The sequence below is a fragment of the Brevibacillus sp. YAE8 genome (assembly GCF_057543335.1).
The window spans coordinates 1-21,302 of sequence record NZ_BAAIYG010000045.1 but is presented as its reverse complement, the minus strand read 5'-3'; the positions used below and the strand labels follow the sequence as shown (position 1 = coordinate 21,302).

Annotated in this window: 24 protein-coding genes; 11 read left to right on the top strand and 13 right to left on the bottom strand. The window is 51.9% G+C overall.

Annotation, left to right across the window (positions count from 1 at the left end; all coding sequences use genetic code 11):
- Window positions 1-647: 647 nt before the first annotated feature.
- Window positions 648-3,068 carry a glycosyltransferase family 2 protein gene (locus AC27IT_RS26550; protein WP_487092207.1) on the bottom strand — a complete coding sequence of 807 codons (2,421 nt, stop codon included), beginning with the start codon at window positions 3,066-3,068 and terminating at the stop codon, window positions 648-650.
- A gap of 147 nt (window positions 3,069-3,215) precedes the next feature.
- Here AC27IT_RS26550 and AC27IT_RS26545 point away from each other — a divergent pair, with 147 nt between their 5' ends.
- The 5 genes from AC27IT_RS26545 to AC27IT_RS26525 all read left to right on the top strand — a co-directional run bounded on the left by AC27IT_RS26545 (window position 3,216) and on the right by AC27IT_RS26525 (window position 7,793).
- Complete coding sequence (locus AC27IT_RS26545) at window positions 3,216-4,301, top strand: glycosyltransferase family 2 protein (RefSeq protein WP_487092206.1); 1,086 nt, start codon at window positions 3,216-3,218, stop codon at window positions 4,299-4,301.
- Between the two features lie 43 nt (window positions 4,302-4,344).
- Window positions 4,345-4,671: an alpha-helical endospore appendage domain-containing protein gene (locus AC27IT_RS26540; RefSeq protein ID WP_327920475.1), complete on the top strand. Its 327-nt coding sequence runs from the start codon at window positions 4,345-4,347 to the stop codon at window positions 4,669-4,671.
- A 103-nt stretch (window positions 4,672-4,774) separates the two neighbouring features.
- Window positions 4,775-5,455, top strand: coding sequence for a hypothetical protein (locus AC27IT_RS26535; RefSeq protein WP_487092205.1), 681 nt, complete (start codon window positions 4,775-4,777; stop codon window positions 5,453-5,455).
- Between the two features lie 80 nt (window positions 5,456-5,535).
- Window positions 5,536-6,471: a BclA C-terminal domain-containing protein gene (locus tag AC27IT_RS26530; protein WP_487092204.1), complete on the top strand. Its 936-nt coding sequence runs from the start codon at window positions 5,536-5,538 to the stop codon at window positions 6,469-6,471.
- 221 nt (window positions 6,472-6,692) lie between these two features.
- Entirely contained in the window at window positions 6,693-7,793 is a 1,101-nt protein-coding gene (locus AC27IT_RS26525) for a histidine kinase N-terminal domain-containing protein (RefSeq protein ID WP_052006633.1), read from the top strand.
- A gap of 109 nt (window positions 7,794-7,902) precedes the next feature.
- Here the strand turns inward: AC27IT_RS26525 and AC27IT_RS26520 are convergent, their stop codons facing one another.
- From AC27IT_RS26520 to AC27IT_RS26480, 9 genes are all read right to left on the bottom strand, one after another.
- On the bottom strand, window positions 7,903-8,937 hold the full coding sequence (locus AC27IT_RS26520) for an acyltransferase family protein (RefSeq protein ID WP_487092203.1): 1,035 nt from the start codon (window positions 8,935-8,937) through the stop codon (window positions 7,903-7,905).
- Window positions 8,938-9,127: 190 nt separating this feature from the next.
- Window positions 9,128-9,436, bottom strand: coding sequence for a hypothetical protein (locus AC27IT_RS26515; protein ID WP_005833332.1), 309 nt, complete (start codon window positions 9,434-9,436; stop codon window positions 9,128-9,130).
- An 85-nt stretch (window positions 9,437-9,521) separates the two neighbouring features.
- Window positions 9,522-9,725, bottom strand: a complete 204-nt coding sequence (locus AC27IT_RS26510) for a cold-shock protein (protein ID WP_005833334.1) — start codon at window positions 9,723-9,725, stop codon at window positions 9,522-9,524.
- Window positions 9,726-9,911: 186 nt separating this feature from the next.
- A complete protein-coding gene (locus AC27IT_RS26505) occupies window positions 9,912-10,745 on the bottom strand; it encodes a response regulator (protein ID WP_238501634.1) in 834 nt (277 codons plus the stop codon).
- Entirely contained in the window at window positions 10,699-11,064 is a 366-nt protein-coding gene (locus tag AC27IT_RS26500; RefSeq protein WP_309479902.1) for a hypothetical protein, read from the bottom strand. The genes AC27IT_RS26505 and AC27IT_RS26500 overlap by 47 nt, the downstream gene beginning before the upstream one ends.
- 5 nt (window positions 11,065-11,069) lie before the next feature.
- Window positions 11,070-11,546, bottom strand: coding sequence for a HAMP domain-containing protein (locus AC27IT_RS26495; RefSeq protein ID WP_487092202.1), 477 nt, complete (start codon window positions 11,544-11,546; stop codon window positions 11,070-11,072).
- A 121-nt stretch (window positions 11,547-11,667) separates the two neighbouring features.
- The gene (locus AC27IT_RS26490) at window positions 11,668-12,030 is read right to left on the bottom strand and encodes a response regulator transcription factor (RefSeq protein ID WP_487092201.1); all 363 of its coding nucleotides are present in this window, start codon (window positions 12,028-12,030) and stop codon (window positions 11,668-11,670) included.
- Window positions 12,031-12,055: 25 nt separating this feature from the next.
- Entirely contained in the window at window positions 12,056-13,678 is a 1,623-nt protein-coding gene (locus AC27IT_RS26485; protein WP_005833340.1) for a diguanylate cyclase, read from the bottom strand.
- A 182-nt stretch (window positions 13,679-13,860) separates the two neighbouring features.
- A complete protein-coding gene (locus AC27IT_RS26480) occupies window positions 13,861-14,337 on the bottom strand; it encodes a hypothetical protein (RefSeq protein WP_007783040.1) in 477 nt (158 codons plus the stop codon).
- Window positions 14,338-14,431: 94 nt separating this feature from the next.
- On the opposite strand from AC27IT_RS26480, the gene AC27IT_RS26475 reads away from it, so the two are divergent.
- A complete protein-coding gene (locus tag AC27IT_RS26475; RefSeq protein ID WP_005833343.1) occupies window positions 14,432-14,635 on the top strand; it encodes a YwbE family protein in 204 nt (67 codons plus the stop codon).
- An 81-nt stretch (window positions 14,636-14,716) separates the two neighbouring features.
- Here AC27IT_RS26475 and AC27IT_RS26470 read toward each other — a convergent pair whose 3' ends face one another.
- From AC27IT_RS26470 to AC27IT_RS26460, 3 genes are all read right to left on the bottom strand, one after another.
- Window positions 14,717-14,929 (bottom strand): SRPBCC family protein, encoded by a 213-nt coding sequence (locus AC27IT_RS26470; protein ID WP_025844786.1) that lies wholly within the window; start codon window positions 14,927-14,929, stop codon window positions 14,717-14,719.
- A 163-nt stretch (window positions 14,930-15,092) separates the two neighbouring features.
- Entirely contained in the window at window positions 15,093-15,653 is a 561-nt protein-coding gene (locus tag AC27IT_RS26465; protein ID WP_487092200.1) for a cysteine hydrolase family protein, read from the bottom strand.
- 283 nt (window positions 15,654-15,936) lie between these two features.
- Window positions 15,937-16,485 (bottom strand): GbsR/MarR family transcriptional regulator, encoded by a 549-nt coding sequence (locus AC27IT_RS26460; RefSeq protein WP_005833348.1) that lies wholly within the window; start codon window positions 16,483-16,485, stop codon window positions 15,937-15,939.
- A gap of 258 nt (window positions 16,486-16,743) precedes the next feature.
- On the opposite strand from AC27IT_RS26460, the gene proV reads away from it, so the two are divergent.
- From proV to AC27IT_RS26435, 5 genes are all read left to right on the top strand, one after another.
- Entirely contained in the window at window positions 16,744-17,967 is a 1,224-nt protein-coding gene (proV, locus tag AC27IT_RS26455; protein ID WP_005833350.1) for a glycine betaine/L-proline ABC transporter ATP-binding protein ProV, read from the top strand.
- On the top strand, window positions 17,967-18,806 hold the full coding sequence (locus tag AC27IT_RS26450) for an ABC transporter permease (protein WP_007783036.1): 840 nt from the start codon (window positions 17,967-17,969) through the stop codon (window positions 18,804-18,806). Before proV ends, AC27IT_RS26450 begins: the two co-directional genes overlap by 1 nt.
- A gap of 11 nt (window positions 18,807-18,817) precedes the next feature.
- Entirely contained in the window at window positions 18,818-19,744 is a 927-nt protein-coding gene (locus AC27IT_RS26445; protein WP_026558041.1) for a glycine betaine ABC transporter substrate-binding protein, read from the top strand.
- 189 nt (window positions 19,745-19,933) lie between these two features.
- Window positions 19,934-20,131: a hypothetical protein gene (locus AC27IT_RS26440; RefSeq protein ID WP_129552174.1), complete on the top strand. Its 198-nt coding sequence runs from the start codon at window positions 19,934-19,936 to the stop codon at window positions 20,129-20,131.
- A 160-nt stretch (window positions 20,132-20,291) separates the two neighbouring features.
- A complete protein-coding gene (locus AC27IT_RS26435) occupies window positions 20,292-21,158 on the top strand; it encodes an McbB family protein (protein WP_122952626.1) in 867 nt (288 codons plus the stop codon).
- The last annotated feature ends 144 nt before the right edge of the window (window positions 21,159-21,302 follow it).

Below are 21,302 nucleotides of genomic sequence, written 5' to 3'. Positions count from 1 at the left end.
AGATGTGAATAACTCATGATTGATTCTCCTGTGTAAATGTGGTGTGGTAACTTCATTTTACACGAATCAATCATGGGCCATTTTTTTATCTAGCTGTTGGTGTCGCACTTCATATTACAATCCGTCATTTTCAAAAGAAGTACACCGCTTTAGCTGTTGGACAGGCGGGCACTTGCTTCGAGCCTCGGTTCATTAATGCGTGGTAATGCTTGGAGCAGTGCCAGAAAGCAAACAGCCGCAGACTGTTCTGCGGCTGTCTTTTGTATATGCTGCGCATATAAAAGCGGGGTGCTCGCTTGTTTTCAATAGGCACGTATAGAGAGGGGCTAAAATTTTTTCCGCCAAAGCGAGCGTGGTACGGCTGGCAAAAGGCAAAACGGTTAGATCAAGCTGCCGAGCGATCAAGCGGAGCCTAAGCCACCGAGCGATCCACCGAAGCCCAAACCACCGAGCCGTCAAACGCACCCAAGCAGTCACCCCACCACTGCGCCTGGGCGAAAAAACAACGGTGTTTTTCCAGGAGCAAGGCTATCCAGTTTTTTAGGCCATTACAAAGTCGTTGTTGGCATACGTCGTACCCGTCCCTTCCTATCCAAATAGTCGTGAAGCAACCTTACTACAAATGGGTAAAAATCCTAATCTGTTTTTCACTCCTTCCACGGCACCAGGTTTGGCTCGGCGTCGAGAATCGACTCGTACTGTTCCTTCCAGCCATACAAGGCGGCCGGGTCCAAAAGCTTGTAGCGCGTGTACTTTTCCAGGCGGATTTTTTCCGAGGACCAGCCGAGATGCTTGGCGCGGTAATGGCTGAGAAACGACGGCAGCTCGAAAATATTGCTGGGGAAGCGCCCGCAATGCAGGGGTTGCTCCTTCCAGAGATAGCGGTGGTTCGGGCGGTAGCGGATGATGAACGGACGGTACACATAGTGGGCTCGCCAGTACGGGTCCTCGCGGTAGTGGGAGTCTGACCACATATCATACAAGCGGAAACAGCAGACGTCGCCGTGCTGTCTGGAGAGCAGCGCGTGGACGCCAGCCGCGAACCCGTCCTCGAAAACTTCGTCGGCATCCATATTGACGATCCACTCGGGATTGCGCGAGACGGTTTCCATCCACTGCTGCTTGCGCAAGGCGACCTCGTTGGTGAATTGCGGAGTGGAGTTGGAGACGAGATGGAGCGGAATCCCTTTTAACAGCTCATGGCATATCTCGACGCTGTCATCTGTGCTGCCATCGTCAATGATGACGGCTTCGTCAATGTATTCCCGGTGCTTTTTGAGCACCTGGGCGAGATGTTTGTCGGCCTCGTTGTGGATCACCATGGACAACGTAATTTTTGGGCGAGGGATGGGTCTGGCGACTGTTTGGGACGTTTTGACGCGGACGGGCGCAGAGCCGTAGATTTGCTTCATCCAGACGGTCGCTTCCGGAAAATCGCTGTCCCGATACAGATGGAACGCAGGGCAGTGGGTATCCGCGAACAAAGAAAAGCCGAGCGCGACCGCCCTGATGCAAAAATGGCGGTCTTCTCCCCAAAACGTGACATTGTGGATGCGCGAATAGTTGACACCAGCCAAAAGAGCTTTCCGGCCAATCAAGGTGCAGGCGCCGAGGCCGCCTACTTCGTACAGGCCGGGAACGCGCAGCTTTTCGTAAAAGGCGTATTTTCGCAAGTACTGTTCTTCGGCGGTGAGGGTTTCCAGGCGGTGTTTCAGCTCATATTGCGTGTACTGGTCCGTGAGCCAAACTTGAGGCACGGGGAGGCTGTCGGGCGTCCAACTCGTCCAGAAAATTTCAGAGACGATGTCTTTTTCTGAGGCGACCAACGTTTCCAGAGTAGCAGGCTGAAGCAGCAAATCCGAATCGAGCAGAAATAGCCCGTCATAGTCGCCTTCTTTGGCGCGGGCGATCAGTTGATCTTTGAATCCGGCCACCCGCCAGACAAGCTCATCTGTCCATACGTGGGTCGTCTCGTTGCAGGTGTAAGTAGACGGAGGCTCCTGGCTGCGAATGATCTCTACCTGTCCAGGATGCTTTTCGGCAAAGCGGTGGAGCAGCTTGCTCGAAGCGGGATCGGTATTGTCGTCAATAAACATGTACTGAACGGCAAGCGTCGAGGTCGAAAGCTTTTCCAGCGAAAACAAAAACATGCGCAGCACATCGGGCTTTTGGCAAACCGGGCTGCCAATGAGAATGCGCTGTTTCCTCGTCATTCCATCACCCCTCTCCACATAGTCCGGATAGAGCCGGATGGCGCATTCGATGCCAGGCCATGCGCCCCGCATGCTGCCGTGCCTGAACAAGATTTCGTATTTCAATTTGTAAAAAAGCGAGGGCGGGAGCTGCTGTTTTCCGAGAAAGCCTTCCACAGCCTGGTTGACGAGCGTGAAGGCGTGTTCCCATTTTTTCGCGCGGGAAAACTCGCTCGCCAGGTGGTAGGCGCACCAAGGGTCGCGATGCGGATTTTCCCGTTCCCGAAGCAGCAGTTTCAGGTTGCGGCGGGTTTTGTTTTTTCGCGTGACGGCTTCCTCTATGTAACCGAAATGGTAGATGCGGACGGGCAGCAGCGGGAGCGGGCGATTTTGCGGGAGTGCAGCAGGCCACTGCAATACTTCGTGAATATCCCGGACAAACTGGAAGCCTTTTTTGTTGCAAAAAAGGCGGAGTTGCGCGTTGCGGCAGGCCAGGTGAAGGGAGGCGGCTGCTTTTTGCTGGCCTTGATAATGAATGAGTTTGAGAAACAGGGCGTCCGCCTTGCTTGCGACCGCGGCCTGGCGCAGAGCCTGCTGATCCTCCTTTTCCAACTGTTCATCTGCGTCCAGCCACAGAATCCACTGGCCCCGGGCAGCTTTCAAGCCGATGTTGCGCCCTTTGGAAAAGCTGTCTTCCCACGGCACCTCGATGACTTTTGCTCCGTATTTGCGACAAAGCTCTTGGGGGCCGTCCGTTGAGCCAGTGTCGACGAGGATGATTTCATCGACGACAGCATAAACGCTTGTAAGACAAGCTTCGATCTGGTCGGCCTCGTCCTTGACAATCATGCGGAGCGAGAGGAGCGGAGGTGTCATGGACGCTATCACCTTCCTTGCGTTTTGTTCAGAACTTCTTGATACACCATATTCTAGCGATCTCGCGGTTATGTGAGACGCAATACATATTGAGCTTGGCCTGAAAATAGGATGGTAAAAAGATTTTGCCAAAGGAGGGCGATCTGCATGTTTACGATCAGCTTGTGCATGATCGTTCGCAATGAAGAGCAGACGCTGGGTCGATGCTTGTCGACTGTGCACGACCTGGTGGATGAGATCGTCGTCGTCGATACGGGCTCAACCGATCGGACGAAAGAAATCGCTCGGTCACTCGGAGCCAGGCTGTTTGATTTTCTTTGGATCGACGACTTTGCGGCGGCGCGCAACTTTGCTTTCAGCCAAGCGAGCAAGGACTACATTTTTTGGCTCGATGCCGACGATGTGCTGGAAGAGGCGGACCGCGACCGCTTCCGGGCGTTGCGCAGCATGGAGCCGTTCGAGTACGACTACGTTTCGATGCCCTATCATCTGGTGGTGGACGAGAGAGGCATGCCCGTAAAATATTTGCGGAGAAACCGCCTGGTCAAAAGGCAGCGCCAGTTTGTCTGGCACGGTGTTGTCCATGAATATTTGGAGGTCGCGGGAAAAGCTTTTCACAGCGATATCGCGGTCACGCATCGCAAAGAGAAGCCGTACACCGACCGCAACCTGCAAATTTATTTGCAGCGCAAGGAGCGGCAAGAGCCGTTTTCGCCGAGAGATCAGTATTATTTTGCCAACGAGCTGTACGACCACGGCCGATGGGCGGAGGCAGCCGCGCAGTACCAGCTTTTTCTGGATGGCGGGCTGGGCTGGGTGGAGGATCAGATCATGGCGTGCTACAAGCAGGCAGATTGTTTTGCCCATCTGAAGCAGTCTGAAAAGCAAATTCAAGCTCTGGTGAGGACATTGGCCTTTGACGCGCCGCGGGCGGAATTTTGCTGTAAGGTGGGTGCCTTTTTTCTGGAGAAAAAAGATTTTCCGAAAGCGATCTACTGGTTCCGGCAGGCGACGTTGCTGGAGCGCCCGCAGAACATGATGGGGATGACCGATGAAGCGGCCTGGTCGTGGCTGCCGCATTTGCAGTTGTGCTATTGCTACGATCAGATTGGCGAGTACGGGCGGGCCAAAATTCACCACGAGATGTCGAAGCTGCATCACCCGACGCACCCGAGCGTGCTGCACAACGAGAGGTACTTTGCCAGCCGGGAAGAAGCGCAGTCCTCGGGTTGAGGAGGAAGCAGCTTTACACGCCTGAAAACGGAGGTCATGAGACATGTCACTGCCGAATGTGCCTGATATCACTCCGCGCATTACGTTGACGCGCGAGGAAGTGTTTCATCTGCTGCTTACCTCTGTCGCCATGGAAGAGATTAGCCTGTCCCATATTATGAATGCGGAAGGGGAAAAAATTCAGCGTCTGCTGCAAAAAGAAGACATTTGCCTGGAGGATATGCTCCGCGTTAACAGAAGCGTGGAAAGAACGCTGCGCAGCATTATCAGCAAGCAAATTTTGCTGCAATTCAAGCTCGACAACATATTGGAGATGGAGCGAAAGACGTACGATTCGGGCGAGACTAGCGGGGATTGTCATGAAGAGTAGCTTGCTTGACCAAATGATTGAAGGTGTGGTGGATTGGAAAAATCGTCAGGAAGACATCGGGAGAGCAGATGGACCGGAGCGTCTGCTGGCTGCTGCTTTTTCCATGGAAAAAGCAATGGCTTCCCTCATCCACGGCCAGTCTGGCCACACCAAAGCTTTTTTGCTTGCCGCCAAAACGCGTCCAAAAGAAGAATCGATCCCACTTTTATTCCATGTGCTACAATCGTCGAATCTTTGGCTGGAAGCGATGATGATGTTACTATGGATCAATTTTAGCCGGATAAAGGGGATGGCTTCTTTTTTTGAATGGGAGAATGACCTGGCAAAAAAGCCGGAGCAGGCTGTTCAGGCAGTCGAGGCATACAGGCATTTCTGGACGGCGATGTACTCGCTGGCGCTCGCTTTTCTTGAGTTAACGGAGCAGCTCATGCTAGAGATGGCGAATCTCCGCCGCCCATCGCTCGATCGGCGTCTGGCCGAACAGCAAGTCATCCAGGTGCTTGAACTGTTGGACGACCTTTCCCGTTTCGTGCTCCATTCGTCTTTGAACCAGTTGGAAGGCTACTGTTCTCCCTCCGCCGCGTTTTCAACGGCTTTTAAACAAAGGCTGAAAGATTCGATACTCCCCTTGAAAAAGTACGGTGAACCCGGAGGGCCTGTTCGTTCCGTTGTACAGACTCACGGCAATTATCAGGCTCCTTGGCTGAATCGGGAGGTTTTTCCAGGGAGAACCAAGAGCCACAAGGTTGTGGGACAAGCGAAAAAGTGGAAGAAGCAGCCGTAAAGTGTGGGGGCAAACGGCTTTTCGCTAGCTGAATTACGGATGAAGGGGAGGTTACGTTTTTCACGGGAAGGTGGGGAGTTATGTCATTTCCGAATATTCCAAATATCAGTTCGACTATCGCGATTACGCGCGAGGATGCGATCAACCTGCTTTTGACTTCGATCGCGATGGAGGAGCTGGGACTAAGCCATATATTGGACGCAGAAGGGGAAAAAATTCAGTACGTGCTCGGCACGCTCACCGGTGTAAGCGGAGCGCCGGCAGCCACGATTGACGATTTGCTGGCGATTGACCGAAGTGTAAGGGAAATGGTCGATGCAACGATCAGGAAGGAGATGGTACTGCAGGCCAAGCTGCAGGCAGTGCTAAACGCCTCTACCATGCAGGGGCCGACTGGTCCAACAGGTCCGACCGGAGCCACCGGAGCTACGGGGGCGGGGGAGGGAGTGACGGGAGCGACTGGGGCAACGGGAGCGACTGGCTCCACTGGAGTGACAGGGGCCACGGGGCCAACCGGAGTGACAGGAGCCACCGGGGCCACGGGAGCTACTGGAGTGACAGGAGAAACTGGAGCTACTGGAGCAACAGGCCCCACAGGCCCCACCGGAACCGTCTTTACAAACATCAACGCCTTCGCCGCCAAAACGGGAGGTGCCGTGATCGCCGTTATTTTGGGAGGGACCAACGTGCCTCTGCCCAACAACCAGGTGCTCAACGGCATTACCTTCGGAGGCGGCAACACAACTTTTACCGTTCCATCCGCAGGCAACTACCTGATCTCGTACTCCGTCAACACAACCGCCGCTCTGGCAGTCAGCACGCGGCTGTTGATTAACGGCGCCGCGTTTGCTCCATCGGTAGCATCACCAGCGTTATCGCTTTCCTCCTTCCACAACACCGTAATCGCTCCGCTAGGCGCGGTGGCGACAATCACACTGCAGCTCTTCGGCCTGCTGGGAGCGGCTACTTTGCTGACAGGCGCCGGGGCGACGTTGACTATCGTAAGACTGAACTAAAATCGACTACAAACCGCACGGGCAAAGGGGTTGCGTACGCGCTGTCCCTTTGCCTCTTTCTTTTGGCGAGAGACAGTTTACATTTTAGATGGACTTTCAAATGTAATTCGTGCGCGGACGGTGTACAATGGGGGGAGTAGTAAAAATATTTCGTTAATAAATCTTGGATGATAGTATAATATTATCGGAATAAGTATGCCGATCATTCGGAGTGGGGACAGGTGGCAATGGACGACTTGGCACTTTTTTTGGACGAGCATGAGGAAGCAGCGGTAGAAGAGTTCAGGAAACGGATCATGGTGTCTGAGCACGACCAGTTCAACGGAATTATTCATCTGAACGGACAAGCCATGTACCGCATGGTGGCCGACTATCTCCGTTCGAAGATTACGCATGAGGATATCAAACAGCTTGCATATAAAGTAGCGCACGAACGGAATCAGGCCGAGATCAACATCGGCGATTTCGTTTTCAATGTTTGCATGGGCCGGGAGCTGATGCTCGACGTTCTGCAAAAAGGGCCCTTTCCACCCGATGTTCTGCTGCCAGCCTTGCTTAAAATAAACGAATGCTTCGACGTTTTTCTCGTGCACGCCGTGTCCAGGTACACGGAGCTGAAAGACAGCGATCTGGAAGAGAAAAAGCTGTTTATTGAGCGGTCGCACAAGGACAGGCTGACGATCTTGGGGCAGATGGCATCGAGCTTTGTACATGAATTTCGCAATCCGCTGACCTCGATTATGGGATTCTCCCGATTGTTAAAAGAAGACTATCCGAACTTGCCGTACGTGGACATTATCGAAAATGAGCTGCATCAGTTGAATTACCGCGTCTCTCAGTTTTTGCTGGTTTCCAAAAAGGGAGCCGTACATAAGAAAAAAGAAGTGTTTAGCATCGCTTTACTATTTGAAGAAATACTCTCCTTTCTCTATCCGAACATCGTGGACGTGAACGCGCATATTTCGTGCACGATTGATCCGATGCTGCTTTTGGACGGCTACCGGGACGAGATGAGGCAAGTGTTCATCAACATTATTTCGAATGCGCTCGATGCCCTGCAGCGCAAAAACAGCGACAAAGAAATTGCGATCCAAGGGTTTCGCACCGACGAGATGACAGCGATCACGATTTCCAACAATGGCGCGCCGATCCCGCCAGATCTGCTATCGGTCATTTTCGAGCCGTTTTTTACCACCAAAGAGCTGGGGACGGGCATCGGGCTGTACGTCTGCAAGGAAATTATCGAGCGGCACGGCGGGGTGATCAAGTGCGAGTCATCTGACCAGCAGACGGTATTTTCCATGTACTTCCAAGATTCCTAGCCGGGCATCATCCCGTGTATCACGCCCCCAAACGCCAAAAAAAGAGAACGACCTGCGCTTTCGCAACGAAAGTCAGCAGGTCGTTCTTTGTTGGCAGCGCCGAGCAGTTTTATTGCAGCCGCTCCCGCCGTCCTCTCCCAAGCATTTTCCCCAGTTGCTCCAGCCCTCGCACCAGATAGACCAATAGCAGCGACAGCAGGCAACTGCATCCGAAGATCAGGCCCAGGTACAACAGCGAGTACCAGGTGTTTTGAAAAACCCAGGCGACCTCTCCGTATTGCTCAAACAAAAAGTCTTTGAACAGGATCAAAAAGGCGGAGTGAAACAGGAAAATGAAGTAGGTCAAGCCTTTGCGGAACTTGAGACGAAGGTGATCCACCAGTTCCAGAAAGAAGACCATGAGCACGAGAAAAGACAGCAGTGTCGCGAAAACGAAGCTCAGGTGCACCGCCACGTACAGCTTGCTTGAGACGACAAAAAACATGGCCGCGGCTGTAGCGATGCCCGTCAAGAGCATCAGGATGGAGCGGTTGTTGCGCAAAAAAGACAGAATGGCTTCTCGGTACCAGTACAGCAGATGCCCCATGTAGAGCGTGAAAATCCAGCTTGGCAGCATATGGCGGGTGGACAGCCCAAGCCAGCCTTTGTGCAAGTAGTTGATGTAGAAGTATTGCACCGCAAGCAGAATCCAGATGACGTACAAAATGTTCTGTTCCGTAATCCACTTGCGGAAAAAGTAGGCAAACACGTAATACTGGCAAATCATGAACACGAAGTACAGGTGATCGCCCGTTTTCCCCATGAAAATGTTGGCGTAGTCCTCAGCGGTGTGAGGCATGTCCTTTTTCAGCAAATAGTGATACAAAATGCCGGAAACGAGGTAAGGCAGAAAAATGTACACGAGCTTGCCCGTAAAAAACTCGCGGAACGCCGGGCTTTTCGCTTCAAAAGAATAGGCGGTCAAATAGCCGGTCGCGATCGTCAGCAGCACGGTGCCGTAGCGGCTGATCTGATTGAGGGCGACAACCCAGAAAGGATCGTTGAAGTAAAGCACCGATGCCGTGAAATGACCGACCACAACCAAAAAGCTGGAGAACAGTTGGATGTAAAAAAGCGATTTCAAAATTTTTGAATCGGTGTACATAGGCATTCCTCTTTTCCTTGTTTGTCGGCTTGTGAAGTCGTCCAAAATCCGAGAAGCCAAAACAATAAAAAAGCGAATTGCCCCTATCTTAAAAAATGAATTTTTGAATAAGATTTGATAAGCCGCACGGCGAGCAGCCAATGTTTGGCAGGCAGGAAAAAAGCCACACAGCAATGTGCGGCTTTTGGCATTATTTTTTGGATTTGTTCCTCTCCTCGATCGCCTGGCTGACCACGAAGGCCAAATCGTCGTTGCCAAACAGCGACAGGACGCCAAGGATAGTGGCGTCAGGGATTTCCTCTGCTTCCTCTTTGGGAACCGTATTTTCAAGCATTTGGGCCAGCAGTTGGTTTTCCCCTTGGGCGGGATAGGCTTGGGCGTACAGCTCGCGCGCATCCAAGCCGTGGTTGACGCACCACTGGGCAAAGACGAGGATCATCATTCCCTCATCGCGCTGATAAGCCTGGATGACTTGTTCTTCCATCTCTTTTCGGTTCATGGGCATCTCCTCTAACAATCGTGCGTGTCTTGTGCTTAATTGTAGAGAAGAGGACGAATGCCCGCAAGAAAAAAGAAGGGCAGTATCATGAGTTTCGCTTGCTGTGATTGGTCAGAACCGGAAGCACCCGGGTATCCTTTACCATTTGCGAATGGCAAAAGGGGCAGCTCGGGCTCTCGTCAAAGGAAAAGTTATCTCTCATCCAGCACGTACACCCATCATTGCTGCACGTCCACACATCTGTTTCCTCTTCTTCGACCGGAACAACTGCTTTCTTCGAGAAATACACATGAACTCCTCCTTTGCGGGGCATCGTGCTTTACAGCAACCTCTATTAATGTGTGATGGAAGGCCCGTGAATATACCAAGATTTTCTGTCTGCGCAAAAAGCTTCCTGGCCAGCCAACAGGCGCGCGAACGTCCCGCAAAAAAAGGCAACGGAGCATCGTCCGCTGCCTTTTTGGCAAAAGAGGGGTCACAACTGATCGGGAATTAAAATTTGTCCGGCCGATTCGTGGCTGGTGACGGCGAGCAAGATCGCCTTCGACAAAGTGTCGGGATGGTAAGGCTTTAGCAAATAGCCCTTTGCTCCCAAATCAAACGCTTTTTTCTTTTCCTCAAACGCGCTGGAAATGACGATCGGGATCGTCTTCAGCTCCGGGTTTTCCTGCATCGCCTCGATGACCTTCCAGCCGCTCTCGCCATCTTGCAAAATCAGGTCGAGCACGACCGCATCCGGACGCAGGCGGTAAATGGCGTCGAGCGCCTCCTGTGCCGTGGAAAAAGGATAGACTGCAAAGCCCAGCACGCTCGCCAGCGGGGTGCGCAACTCGTGGCTCACGGTGCTGACAAATTCGGATTTCATCTGGTCAATCTCGTATTCCTTCGTGATGTCCCGGTAAACCAGCAGCGTGCTCCACTTCCGCTGGTTGCGGTACAAAGGCTCCGCGTAGAGCTGGATGTACCGTTTGACAGGAGAGGTCAGTTCAAAGACGATGCTGTCCTCTTGCGCATCGCCTTCGCCCAGCGCGACTGCTTTGATGTACGGGATGAGACGGTTAGGCTCTGCCGTGCAGCTTTGCAGATGGGCGAAAAACGCCTCGATGTCAAAGTCCGATACGGCCTGCTCGCGATTGCAGCCAAGCAGCTCGCAAAACGTGCTGCTCACCTGGATCGTTCCGCCGTTGAGAGAGAGCAACTGTATGCCCTCCTGCACGGAGTCGAGCATTTCCTGCGTAATTTGCCGCTGCCTTTTCGTTTCCTCAAACATGGCGAGCTTGTCCAGGGCGAGCGAGACTTGCTTGGCCATGCCGATCAAGATGTGCTGCTCGTGCTCGGAGAACCTGCGGTCGATGCGGGCGAGAAATGATGCAAGCCACGACCTCCCTGTGCGAATCCAGTACCGGGAGATACAACTCGTAAGTGCGGGAACGAGCAGGGTGGAAGCCGCGCTCGCCCACTGTACTTTCACGGTTGACGACAAATGGCAGCCCGGTTTCCTTGATGCGGACAAATGGCCCGTCCTCGATCCCTTGCAGCAACTGGTCAAGCCCTTGCCGGGAAATGCCGAAGCTGGCGCAGCCGCGATCCGCGTACAACAGCACGATGACGCCTTTGTCTGCTTCCATGATTTCTACGGTGTTCGAAATAATGCTCGACGAAAGCTCCCTTTGTCCCATGTACTGGTGAGCGCGAGAACAAAGCGGTTCTTTTTCTCCAGATAGCGCTCGTTTTCCGCCATCAGCGCTTCTTCCTTGTGCTGAATCTGCCGCATCATGTAGTCGAGCGAGCGGGAGAGCTTGCCGATCTCATCCGCCCGTTCCAGGCCGTTCAACTGCGGCGTTTCTCCCTGAGCAAAGCGGTCGGCGTTAGCCGTAAGCTGTGTCAGCGGCCGCCCGATATCGCGCGTCGTTTTGATCGTCACCCAGATCAGGATCAACAGAGCCATTAGCACGTAAAAAACGAACCAGGAACTTTGGGCGGACAGCTCCTGGAACAAGAGCTGGTTTTGCGTCAGCATGAGCTGATGGTTGTCCTGCTGGTAGCGGGTAGCGTAGCTGATGAGATTGTTGACCTCCAAATTTACGCCGCTGGACGAGAACTTGCGCAAAGCTTCAAAATCGCCTGTCTGCGCGTAGCGGGAAGCGGTCGGGAACAGATTGCTGAAAAAATTGGCGACAAACGATTCGATCGGCGCGTGATGCTTTCACGGACGTATTTCCGAAGCCGAGTCATGCGAGCATGTCCTCCACCTTACGGGCGAGCTCCAGCGGGCTGAACGGCTTGGGCATGAAATCATCGGCTCCGGCGGCGCGCATTTTTTCCTGTTCCGCATGCTGGCTTTCCGCGGAAAGAATGAGAACCTTCACCGCTTGCTTGTCCGTCATCTGCTTCATCCGGGTCAACACCTCAAAGCCGGTCAGCTTGGGCATCATGTAATCCAAAATGAGTAAATCGTACTGATTGTGGCTGATTTTTTGCAGCGCTTCCTCACCGTCGCAGGCGATGTCGAGCAGATGCTCTTCATCCTCCAGCGTATCGCCAATGAGCATCCGCAGTACGGCTTCATCTTCAGCCAGTAATATCATTGCCATTTTTTCTTCCTCCATCTGGTATTGCCTACATCATTCGCTTGACTAGCCGCTTGATGCGCGCTTCCAGCTCTTTCGTGCTGAAAGGCTTCGTCATGTAGTCGTCAGCGCCGAGCTGCAGGGCTTGGGCAATATCTTGTTCGCCGCTGCGGCCTGTCAGCATGAGCACCGTGTACTGCTTGCTGTTCGGCAGGTTGCGGATGCGCCGCAGAACGTCCAGCCCGTCCATTTGCGGCATGATCCCGTCCAAAATGATGAGATACGCTTCCGGCCCCTGATGCCAGGAAGATGCAAAAAAGGCAGCCCCTTCGTGGTACGTCCGGATGTCCGAGTGAATCCAGCCGTCCAGGCTTGCCCGCGCCGAGTCGGCGAGGACGGCGCAGATCAGCGGATCATCGTCAATAATGGCGACTTTCAGCTTCACCGTGCGCGTATCCGGATCAGCGCTGCGCACAGCCGCTTCAATCCGGCAGCGCCCCGCATTTTTGGCAGAGTATAACGCCGTATCCGCAGCGTCGATCCAGTAGGCGAGCGGCTTTTGCGCATCCTCAATTTGCACGACGCCAGCGGAAAAGCTCAGCGAAAACGTCCCTTCGGAAGCTTCGAAGGAGAGGTCGCGAAAATCGCGCAGCATTCGTTCCAGCCGCAACTGTGCTTCCTGTACCGACGTCCGCGGCATGAGCAGAATAAATTCTTCCCCGCCATACCGGAAAAAGACGTCTTGCTTCTCCGCGCTTCCCCGGATGAACGCGGCGAAGCGGCTCAGTACGACGTCGCCTACCAGGTGCCCGTAAGTATCATTGACCTTTTTGAAATGATCGATGTCCAGAAAGGCCAGCGAAAAGGGCGCGTGGCTCCGCATGGAATCCGCAAGCAGCTTCTGGTACGTATCCGCGAGGCAATTGCGGTTGTACACGCCGGTCAATTCATCGAGAAACAAAATTTTATCCATCCACCGTTTTCTTCTGAGCTGTCTTTCCAGCCGGACGGTTAGTTCTTCCAGGTCAAGCGGCTTGCACATGACATCGTCGGCACCCAGCCGATAAGCGCGCAGGCGCGTTTCCCGATCGCAGTCAATGCTGATAATCGTCGTCGGGACGTATTGCTTTTTAATTTTTTCACTGAGCGTTTGCATGACTTGAAAGCCGCCTGTTTCGGGAATGTTCAGGTCGAGAATCAGGCAATCCGGGTTGAGGTCGTGGAAGTAGTCGAGTGCCTTGTGAGGATAAACAGTAGCGATGACGGACCAGTTTTGCTTCTCCAAATATTCTTTTAGGTACATCAGCAACGTCACGTCGTCGTCTAAAATGAGCAGGAGAGGCTGATTGTCGTAGGTAGACTCTTGCGGTAGCGTGGGGTCCTCCAAAAGAATTTCCTGCTCGGGACGATGCTCGTAACACAAGGCGATGAGCTCTTGCAAAAAGTCACGCCACTCGTGCGTTGGCCAAGGTTTCGCATCCTGCTGGTCCAACTGCTCCAACAGCGTCTGCGCCAGCTCGGACAAATCGGCAAGACCGATCGTTCCGGCTGTGCCTCTCAACGAGTGAACAAAGCGGTACAGCTCTTCGTGGGAGACCGGCCCCTCCTGTGCGAGCCAGGCTTCAAACTGCTTGTGGACTTGAAAAAGAAGTGTGTCTCTATACTTCATCATGCCGCATTATCCCCCTGTTTTTCGGGAAGGCCCGAGCCAGTCGCAAAGACTGTCGGGCCAGGCTCATAAAAGGTATTGTACATCTAACTAGGTGGAAGTGTACCATATCAGGAGGGGTTCTCCAATGAAAGGATTGCGTTTGGAGGAAGGAAAAGGGCAGGCCGTGACAACTCTGTTACAAGCTAGTTGCGCAAGGAAAAGCCTTCTTCTTTCAGGTACTGTTCGGCTTCTACGTAAGACTCGAAGGAAGCCTCCAGGTTCATGCCGTGGTAGACGTTCCACAGCGTGTCTTCCTGCTGCAGCAGCAGCGTGCGATTTTGCTTGTCGACCCAGGTTTGCTCGAGTGGCTCGTTTGCTTCCGCCTTTGGCTGCGGCTCGCGTTTGACAGAGAGCGACTGGATGGAAGCCTCGATGATCGTGCGCAATTCCTCTGCGGAGAAGTCGCGAATGTTGACGTAGCCTTTGTCGTCTTTGGGATAGCCCTTCAAAAAGCCTGCGAATACGAAGCCGTTGCCATTCGGATGCAGATGGTAAACGACTGTCTTTTTGTCGTGAAGACTTGCCTCGTAGTGAAAATTGACCCGCTTGAGCGAGACGTTGTTTCGGGTCAGTTGTGGAAATGATTCAATGATCGCCAGTTTTTCTTCAAAAGTAAGCATGGATTCCTCCGATGAGAAAAGTTTTGTTTGTCGATTATATCATAGGTGGGACAAAGAACGAAAAAGTCATCGAACGAGGAAAGGAGGGACTGCCATGAACGGGAAAAACCGCAAAGACATTGCCCCTGGCCTGGAGGTCGACATCGTGTTGAAGCAGGATCAGCGCACAGGCAAGCGGACGCGCGGAATCGTCAAGGACATCCTGACAAATTCGAGTACGCATCCGCACGGCATCAAGGTGCGCCTGACCGATGGACAAGTCGGCAGAGTGCAGGAGATTATCCGCAAAGGGGAGTAAGGGCCAAAAGACGGGATGCAGCCACAAGGGCGCGCCCGTTTTTTTATTTGCAACGAGTTCGCGCCGAAAGGACAGGCCAGTCTAGCTGCGCTCGGCCAGTTCAAATTCGGCGACGGTCAATTTGGCATAGCCCGGCCATTCCATGACGCTTCCGAGCGTCAGCGGCGCTTGTCCGAAGTCTTCCGGCACGTCGTCCCACTGCCTGATAAAATGCGGATGAATCAAGACTTCCCAGACTTTTTCGGGCGCGGCATGAATGACGACTTCATGAGAAACCAGAAGTGACGTAGACAAGGGGGAGTCCTCCTTTGGGGTAGGGCGTATTTGTTTCTTCTATATTATCATGATTCACTGCCTCCATCGAAGCGGGGCCGCTGAGCCTGTTAGTTGCCGCAGCCGGAAAGCAAGCAAAAAAACCGTCCCATCCGGACGGTTTCTTCGGCGTAGCCAGGAGTGGCTAGCGGTACGTATCGTGCGTAGGAGTAAACAGGTCCTCCGTGGAATCGCGCACCAAAATGAACGGGTCAATGTTCCCGAGGCCATGCAGGCAGGCGTTGTGGTGGGCGATGATTTGCTCGGCGGCCAATACGGCGTTGTCAGTCGTCGAGTGCCCGTCCCGGACGAGCGTGACGTCATAGCCGAGCGTCGTCGCTCTGCGGCAGGCGCTGTCGACACAATACTCCGTTTTGCAACCCGTAATGACGAGATGGTTGATTCCGAGAAACTGCAACTGGTCATGCAGGTCGGTTCCGTGAAAAGCATCCGTGGCTTGCTTCAGGACGACTGTTTCGGTCGGGAGCGGCGCCAGCTCCGGGTGGATGGCGAAAGCGTCAGCCCCGGCTTCGGCGACATCGGTATCCTGCACGTACAGGACCGGAATCGCCCGCTTCCACGCTTCCTTCCTGACCTTTTTGATCGTCGTGACGAGCGCGGCGTTTTGAAAAACGGGGCCAATCGCCGGGCCATCGACAATCCCTGTCTGTGCATCAACAATCAGAAGCGCTGTTTTGCGAATCATCCTGTTCCTCCTCAAAATAACGGGGGGCTAACGAAGCAGACCCCCCATTTCCACGTTTGTTTTTTTCGTGCATGTATGAAAAAGTCGCTTTGTTTGCTTGTTCATCACGATCCGCTCCTTTCTCGGAGTCAGGCTGGGCCAGTCATTTGCGTCGTGCCCGCTTTCGTCATTGTAACACAACCGCTGCCAATATTCAGATTTTTCCATCGGTCACATCAAAAAAAGACTCACCCCTTACTGACTGCCAGTCAAGAATGAGTCTTTTTCGCTGCGCCAAGCTGCTTTACGAATCGCTTTCTTTTTTTGGTACAAACTGAAAAATATCGTGGGATTCAAAGGCGTCAATCAGTCGCGACAGCCACAAGTAATACTCCAGGCCGTTTTCAATCCGGCTGATGCTCAGCTCGACGCGCGCCCTCAGCTCATCGGACAAATCCTCGGACTGCTGGAGGGTGCGCAGCTCGTGTAGCGATTTTTTCAGGCTGTGCACGTTTTGCTCGCTGGCATGGCGCCACTTCACGGAGAACAGATCAATGAAGTTTTGGTACCAGTCCAGATTGACTTCGTAGTGGTCTTTGCGCGTTCCTTTTTTCCATATCTTTTCTACCATATTTAAGTCCATCAAGGTGCGAACGCCGGTGCTCATGCTGGTCTTGCTCATTCCCAGCGCTTCTCCCATCTCATCCAGCGTCATTGACTTGTCCTGAAACAGCAGCGTGCCATACAACAGCCCGGTCGACATCGTGATGCCGTACAAATCCATGTTGCGGGCCAACGTTTCAATCACGCGTTCCTGAGCCTTTTCGAGGATTTTTTCCTGATTCGTTTCCATTTTGAAAAAAGCAGCTCCTCTAGTCATTTTACCTGACTAGAATTGTACGTTTCCGCAAGCAAAAAGTAAATGGAGATATCAAACAGTATATACGAGATATACTGCGAATACAGAAAGAAAAGTACGTAAAGTTTTTTCTGAACGCTGAAAATGCCCGATTATCGAGTCTCATCCAGTTTGAGGTAAAAAACAGGGCTGGTTACAATTGTAAGGGTAATGAACAGTCCGGATACGGGCGTAACAGTTGGAGGTGACCATATGCCCAAGATCAAAGTAGAGAATTTGACCAAAATCTTTGGACGACAGCCCCAACGCGCACTGCCCCAGGTGAAACAGGGGAAGACCAAACAGGAAATATTGAAGGAAACGGGTCTTACCCTTGGGGTGAACCAAGCGAGTTTTGAGGTGCATGCCGGCGAAATTTTCGTCATCATGGGGCTTTCGGGTAGCGGGAAGTCGACGCTGGTTCGACTCTTGAACCGGCTGATTGAGCCGACAGAAGGCAGAATCCTGATTGACGGTACGGATATCGTCAGCATGAACACAGAGCAGTTGCAGCAGGTCAGAAGAAAGAAGCTCGGGATGGTGTTTCAAAAGTTTGCCCTGTTTCCGCACAGGACCGTCCTGGAAAACGCAGCGTATGGCCTGGAAATCCAGGGAATGCCCAAAGCTGAGCGCGAAGCCAAGGCAAAAGCGTCACTGGAGTTGGTCGGTCTGGCAGGCTGGGAAGCAAGCTATCCCGATCAACTCAGTGGGGGAATGCAGCAGCGCGTCGGTCTGGCGCGTGCACTTGCCAATGAGCCGGATGTGCTTCTGATGGACGAAGCATTCAGCGCACTGGACCCGCTTATTCGCAAGGACATGCAGGATGAGCTGCTGGAATTGCAAAGCACGATGCAAAAAACGATTATTTTCATTACGCACGACCTCGATGAAGCGCTGAAGATCGGGGACCGGATCGCCTTGATGAAGGACGGCGCCATCGTGCAGATCGGCACTCCGGAAGAAATCATGACCAATCCGGCCAACGAATACGTGGAGCGCTTCGTGGAAGACGTCGACCGCTCCAAGGTGTTGTCTGCGGAGAACGTCATGAAGCGGGCAGAGACGATCACCCTGGACAAAGGGCCGCGCGTCGCCTTGCAGATGATGCGGGACCGCGGCGTATCCAGCCTGTACGTGGTCGACAGGAAGAAAACGCTCCTGGGCGTGTTGACCGCAGACGCCGTCAGCGAAGCGAAGGCACAAGGAAAATCGCTGGAAGGCGTACTGCGCACAGAAGTGCCGAAAGTCGGCCCGCAGACGCTGCTCAATGAACTGTTTGACCTGGTTGCTTTTTCCGATATTCCGGTGGCGGTGACAGGTGAACAGGATCGCCTTTTGGGCGTCATCGTAAAAGGCGCCGTACTGGGCGGTTTGGCAGGAAAAGTGAACCAGGAATCGCCGCTGCCGGCAAATGAAGAAGGGCAGGTGGATGAATGATGGATCAACTTTTTCCGAAGCTGCCCCTCGATAGCTGGGTAGAAACCATCGTAGACGGACTGGATGAGCATTTGGGCTTTTTGTTCGATTTTATTTCGACTTGCATTGGCGGGACGGTCGATTTCTTCAATCTGATTTTGACCGGACTGCCGTTCTGGGTGATTATCATTTTGCTGACGTTGCTGGCGTACCGCGCCGGGAAGCTGTCTATCGCTCTTTTTACTTTCATTGGACTTCTCTTGATTCAAAACCTGGGTTATTGGGAGCATTCAATGGAAACACTTGCGCTGGTGCTGACCGCCGGGCTCATCTCGATCATCATCGGGATTCCCGTGGGAATCTGGTGCGCGAAGAGTGAATCCGTGCAAAGAGTCGTGACGCCGTTGCTCGATTTTATGCAGACGATGCCTGCATTTGTGTACTTGATTCCCGCGATCTTTTTCTTCGGTCTGGGAAAGGTGCCGGGTGTTATCGCTTCGGTCATTTTCGCGATGCCGCCGACGATCCGCCTGACCAACCTGGGTATTCGCCAGGTGCCGGCGGACTTGATTGAGGCGACAGAGGCGTTCGGTTCGACCTATTGGCAAAAGCTGACGAAGGTGCAGTTGCCGATCGCGAAAACGACGATCATGGCGGGGGTCAACCAAAGCATCATGCTGGCGCTGTCCATGGTCGTCATCGCTTCGATGATTGGAGCGAAAGGACTTGGCGCGGACGTCTATCGCGCCGTGACGCAGATCAAGATCGGAGAAGGCTTCGAGGCGGGACTGGCGATCGTCATTATGGCGATTTTGCTGGACCGCATCACGCAAGGGGTAGGAAAGAGAAAAAAAGCGTAGGAGGGGTTTTCATGAAAAAAGCAACCTGGAAAGGATTGGCCGTCGCACTGGGACTCAGTATGGTGATGGCGGGCTGCTCAAGCGCTGGAACTCCACAAGGCAATGAACCATCCGGCGGCGACACTGGCTCGGCAGCATCCGGCAGCGTAGGAGCGACTGTCGACCATAAAATTATCGGGATCGACCCGGGTGCCGGACTGATGAAGGCGACGGAAAAAGTCCTCAGCGAATACGAGTTGAAAGACTGGGAGCTGGTGGAAGGCTCCAGTGCCGCGATGACGGCTGCCCTGACGCAAGCGTACAAGGACAAGAAGCCGATTATCGTCACGGGCTGGACACCGCACTGGATGTTCTCCAAGTTCGAGATGAAGTACCTGGAAGACCCGAAAGGCATTTACGGACAAGACGAGCAAATCCACACGATCGTGCGCAAAGGCTTGAAGGAAGAACAGCCGAGCGCCTACGCTTTCCTCGACAAGTTTGCCTGGACGCCTGCTGACATGGAAAAAGTCATGCTGGACATCGAAAACGGCAAAAAGCCGGAGGAAGCAGCAGCCGAGTGGGTGAAAAACAACGAGGCTACCGTAAACAAATGGGTCGAGGGCGTTCAGCCTGTCAACGCCCAAAAGCTGACGCTTGCCTATGTAGCCTGGGATTCCGAGATCGCCAGCACGAACGTGGTGAAAACTGTCCTGGAGCAAAAGCTGAACTATAAAGTGGAGCTGAGCCAGGTCGAAGCAGGCCCGATGTGGGTAGGCGTAGCGAACGGCGACGTGGACGGCATGGTTGCCGCATGGCTGCCAACGACACATGCGGACTACATGGAGAAGCTCGGCAAAGACGTAGAGGACCTCGGACCAAACCTGGAAGGAACCAAGCTGGGCCTGGCCGTGCCGACTTATATGGATATTACGTCGATTGAGGATTTGAAGAAGTAACGAAGAAAGCCAGCGTCGCAGGGGAGTCATTCCTGCGAGGCTGGCTTTTTTTATGTAAGAAGAAAGGTGAGTTAAAAATTTGTAATTATTAATTTATTTTTCTTTTATTTACAAAAAGAGAGTATTTTTTTACTATTTAGTTGGTGGTATTTTTATCCATCAATAACTTTTATTAGGGGTGTAAGAAGCGTGGAGAAAGAAATTGTTCGCGGAGCAAACAAGGAAATCATTGGGGATGGAGGCATGTTAGGAATTTCGAAGTTTGGGGTTGGTTCAAATTTCAATACTATTCAATCTCTGACAGATAAAAATAAGGGGGGCCGATTGTGCGCTTCTTCCTCTTCTTCAAGTAGTGGTGCTGCCACTATCGGTAAAAATAACCGATAATTCTTATTTTACTGGGGAAGACATCGTTTCCACATGAAGTTTATTAAGCCAAATTCAAAATGGAGCTTATTGACAACAATAGTTACCCGCTATTTTGAATTTGGCTATCTACATAACTTTTAAAAGAGTAGAACAAAAAATAAAATGATGGTGAATTAATATGACTTCTAATTATCGGATCAACAGATTTCTGTGTCATTCCTTACAGAATGGAGATGTAGTAGTTCAAACTGCAAATGGAGTAATGAAGATTCATGATAAAGATCTCATTGATTTAATTCAATCGTGGGATCGAACGGGCAAGAAAGAAATTTCAGAGTCTGTGCTTGAACAAATTTTCAAAGAAGAAAAAGAGGAGGTTATTGGTTTTCTAGCAAGCAATGGGTTAATACGTACAGTGAAAGAAAAAATGCTCCGAATAGATTCCGTTACTATTATGACCAATGATGATTTTTTAAGGTCAATATTAATGAATACATTAGTTGAAGATTTTCAAGAGAATCTGGCAATCACGTCACTTTCAGTTGATGACATGCAGCCTTGCGAGGAAAATGAATTATCCCTTGTATTTCTAAATCCCTATAACAAAAGTTTAGGAAAAAGAATCAGGGATAGACATATGGAATCAAGCAACTCTTATTTATTGATGAGTTATATATACAACAATAAATTTTATATGGACTCGCTTTATAACCGTAATTGGGTTAATCCATGTCATTGTTGCCATATAGGTCATATTGAATCGCATATGAGAATTGGAAGTGCTGATAATTTAACTTATCAGCAAGTCATTGACATGCTTTATTCTCTGGAGGAAGACATCAAAATCGGCGTTCCTTTAACCAATAGCCAACGAGTTATTATTGCATCATGTTTGATTAAGCGTATGCAATTACTTTTTCATGATTTTACTTACTCAAAAATTCATCATGAAGATATTAATAGAGCGATGGTCATGAAACTGGATAATTTTAAAATATATGAAGATACTTCGATTCATTGGGAGTTGTGTGATTGTTATGAATAACATAAGTGAAGATTTATTAGGATGTGTCTGAAAACTCATTATTGAGTTAGTTTAAAGATGGACGCGACATATACAAACGCTAGGAATGATTTGGCCAGCTTGTCGTAACGAGTAGCGATTCGTCGAAAATGTTTGATTTTATTG

Excerpts from the sequence above, each read along its gene's own strand:
- AC27IT_RS26480 (WP_007783040.1), bottom strand. The coding sequence starts at position 14,337 with ATGCTTACTTTTGAAGAAAAACTGGCGATCATTGAATCATTTCCACAA.
- AC27IT_RS26485 (WP_005833340.1), bottom strand. The coding sequence starts at position 13,678 with ATGATGAAGTATAGAGACACACTTCTTTTTCAAGTCCACAAGCAGTTT.
- AC27IT_RS26530 (WP_487092204.1), top strand. The coding sequence starts at position 5,536 with ATGTCATTTCCGAATATTCCAAATATCAGTTCGACTATCGCGATTACG.
- AC27IT_RS26465 (WP_487092200.1), bottom strand. The coding sequence starts at position 15,653 with ATGATTCGCAAAACAGCGCTTCTGATTGTTGATGCACAGACAGGGATT.
- AC27IT_RS26450 (WP_007783036.1), top strand. The coding sequence starts at position 17,967 with ATGGATCAACTTTTTCCGAAGCTGCCCCTCGATAGCTGGGTAGAAACC.
- AC27IT_RS26490 (WP_487092201.1), bottom strand. The coding sequence starts at position 12,030 with ATGGCAATGATATTACTGGCTGAAGATGAAGCCGTACTGCGGATGCTC.
- AC27IT_RS26545 (WP_487092206.1), top strand. The coding sequence starts at position 3,216 with ATGTTTACGATCAGCTTGTGCATGATCGTTCGCAATGAAGAGCAGACG.
- AC27IT_RS26435 (WP_122952626.1), top strand. The coding sequence starts at position 20,292 with ATGACTTCTAATTATCGGATCAACAGATTTCTGTGTCATTCCTTACAG.
- AC27IT_RS26535 (WP_487092205.1), top strand. The coding sequence starts at position 4,775 with ATGGAAAAAGCAATGGCTTCCCTCATCCACGGCCAGTCTGGCCACACC.
- AC27IT_RS26475 (WP_005833343.1), top strand. The coding sequence starts at position 14,432 with ATGAACGGGAAAAACCGCAAAGACATTGCCCCTGGCCTGGAGGTCGAC.
- AC27IT_RS26540 (WP_327920475.1), top strand. The coding sequence starts at position 4,345 with ATGTCACTGCCGAATGTGCCTGATATCACTCCGCGCATTACGTTGACG.
- AC27IT_RS26460 (WP_005833348.1), bottom strand. The coding sequence starts at position 16,485 with ATGGAAACGAATCAGGAAAAAATCCTCGAAAAGGCTCAGGAACGCGTG.
- AC27IT_RS26520 (WP_487092203.1), bottom strand. The coding sequence starts at position 8,937 with ATGTACACCGATTCAAAAATTTTGAAATCGCTTTTTTACATCCAACTG.
- AC27IT_RS26515 (WP_005833332.1), bottom strand. The coding sequence starts at position 9,436 with ATGAACCGAAAAGAGATGGAAGAACAAGTCATCCAGGCTTATCAGCGC.
- AC27IT_RS26445 (WP_026558041.1), top strand. The coding sequence starts at position 18,818 with ATGAAAAAAGCAACCTGGAAAGGATTGGCCGTCGCACTGGGACTCAGT.
- AC27IT_RS26550 (WP_487092207.1), bottom strand. The coding sequence starts at position 3,068 with ATGACACCTCCGCTCCTCTCGCTCCGCATGATTGTCAAGGACGAGGCC.
- AC27IT_RS26505 (WP_238501634.1), bottom strand. The coding sequence starts at position 10,745 with ATGGCCAAGCAAGTCTCGCTCGCCCTGGACAAGCTCGCCATGTTTGAG.
- proV (WP_005833350.1), top strand. The coding sequence starts at position 16,744 with ATGCCCAAGATCAAAGTAGAGAATTTGACCAAAATCTTTGGACGACAG.
- AC27IT_RS26500 (WP_309479902.1), bottom strand. The coding sequence starts at position 11,064 with ATGGAAGCAGACAAAGGCGTCATCGTGCTGTTGTACGCGGATCGCGGC.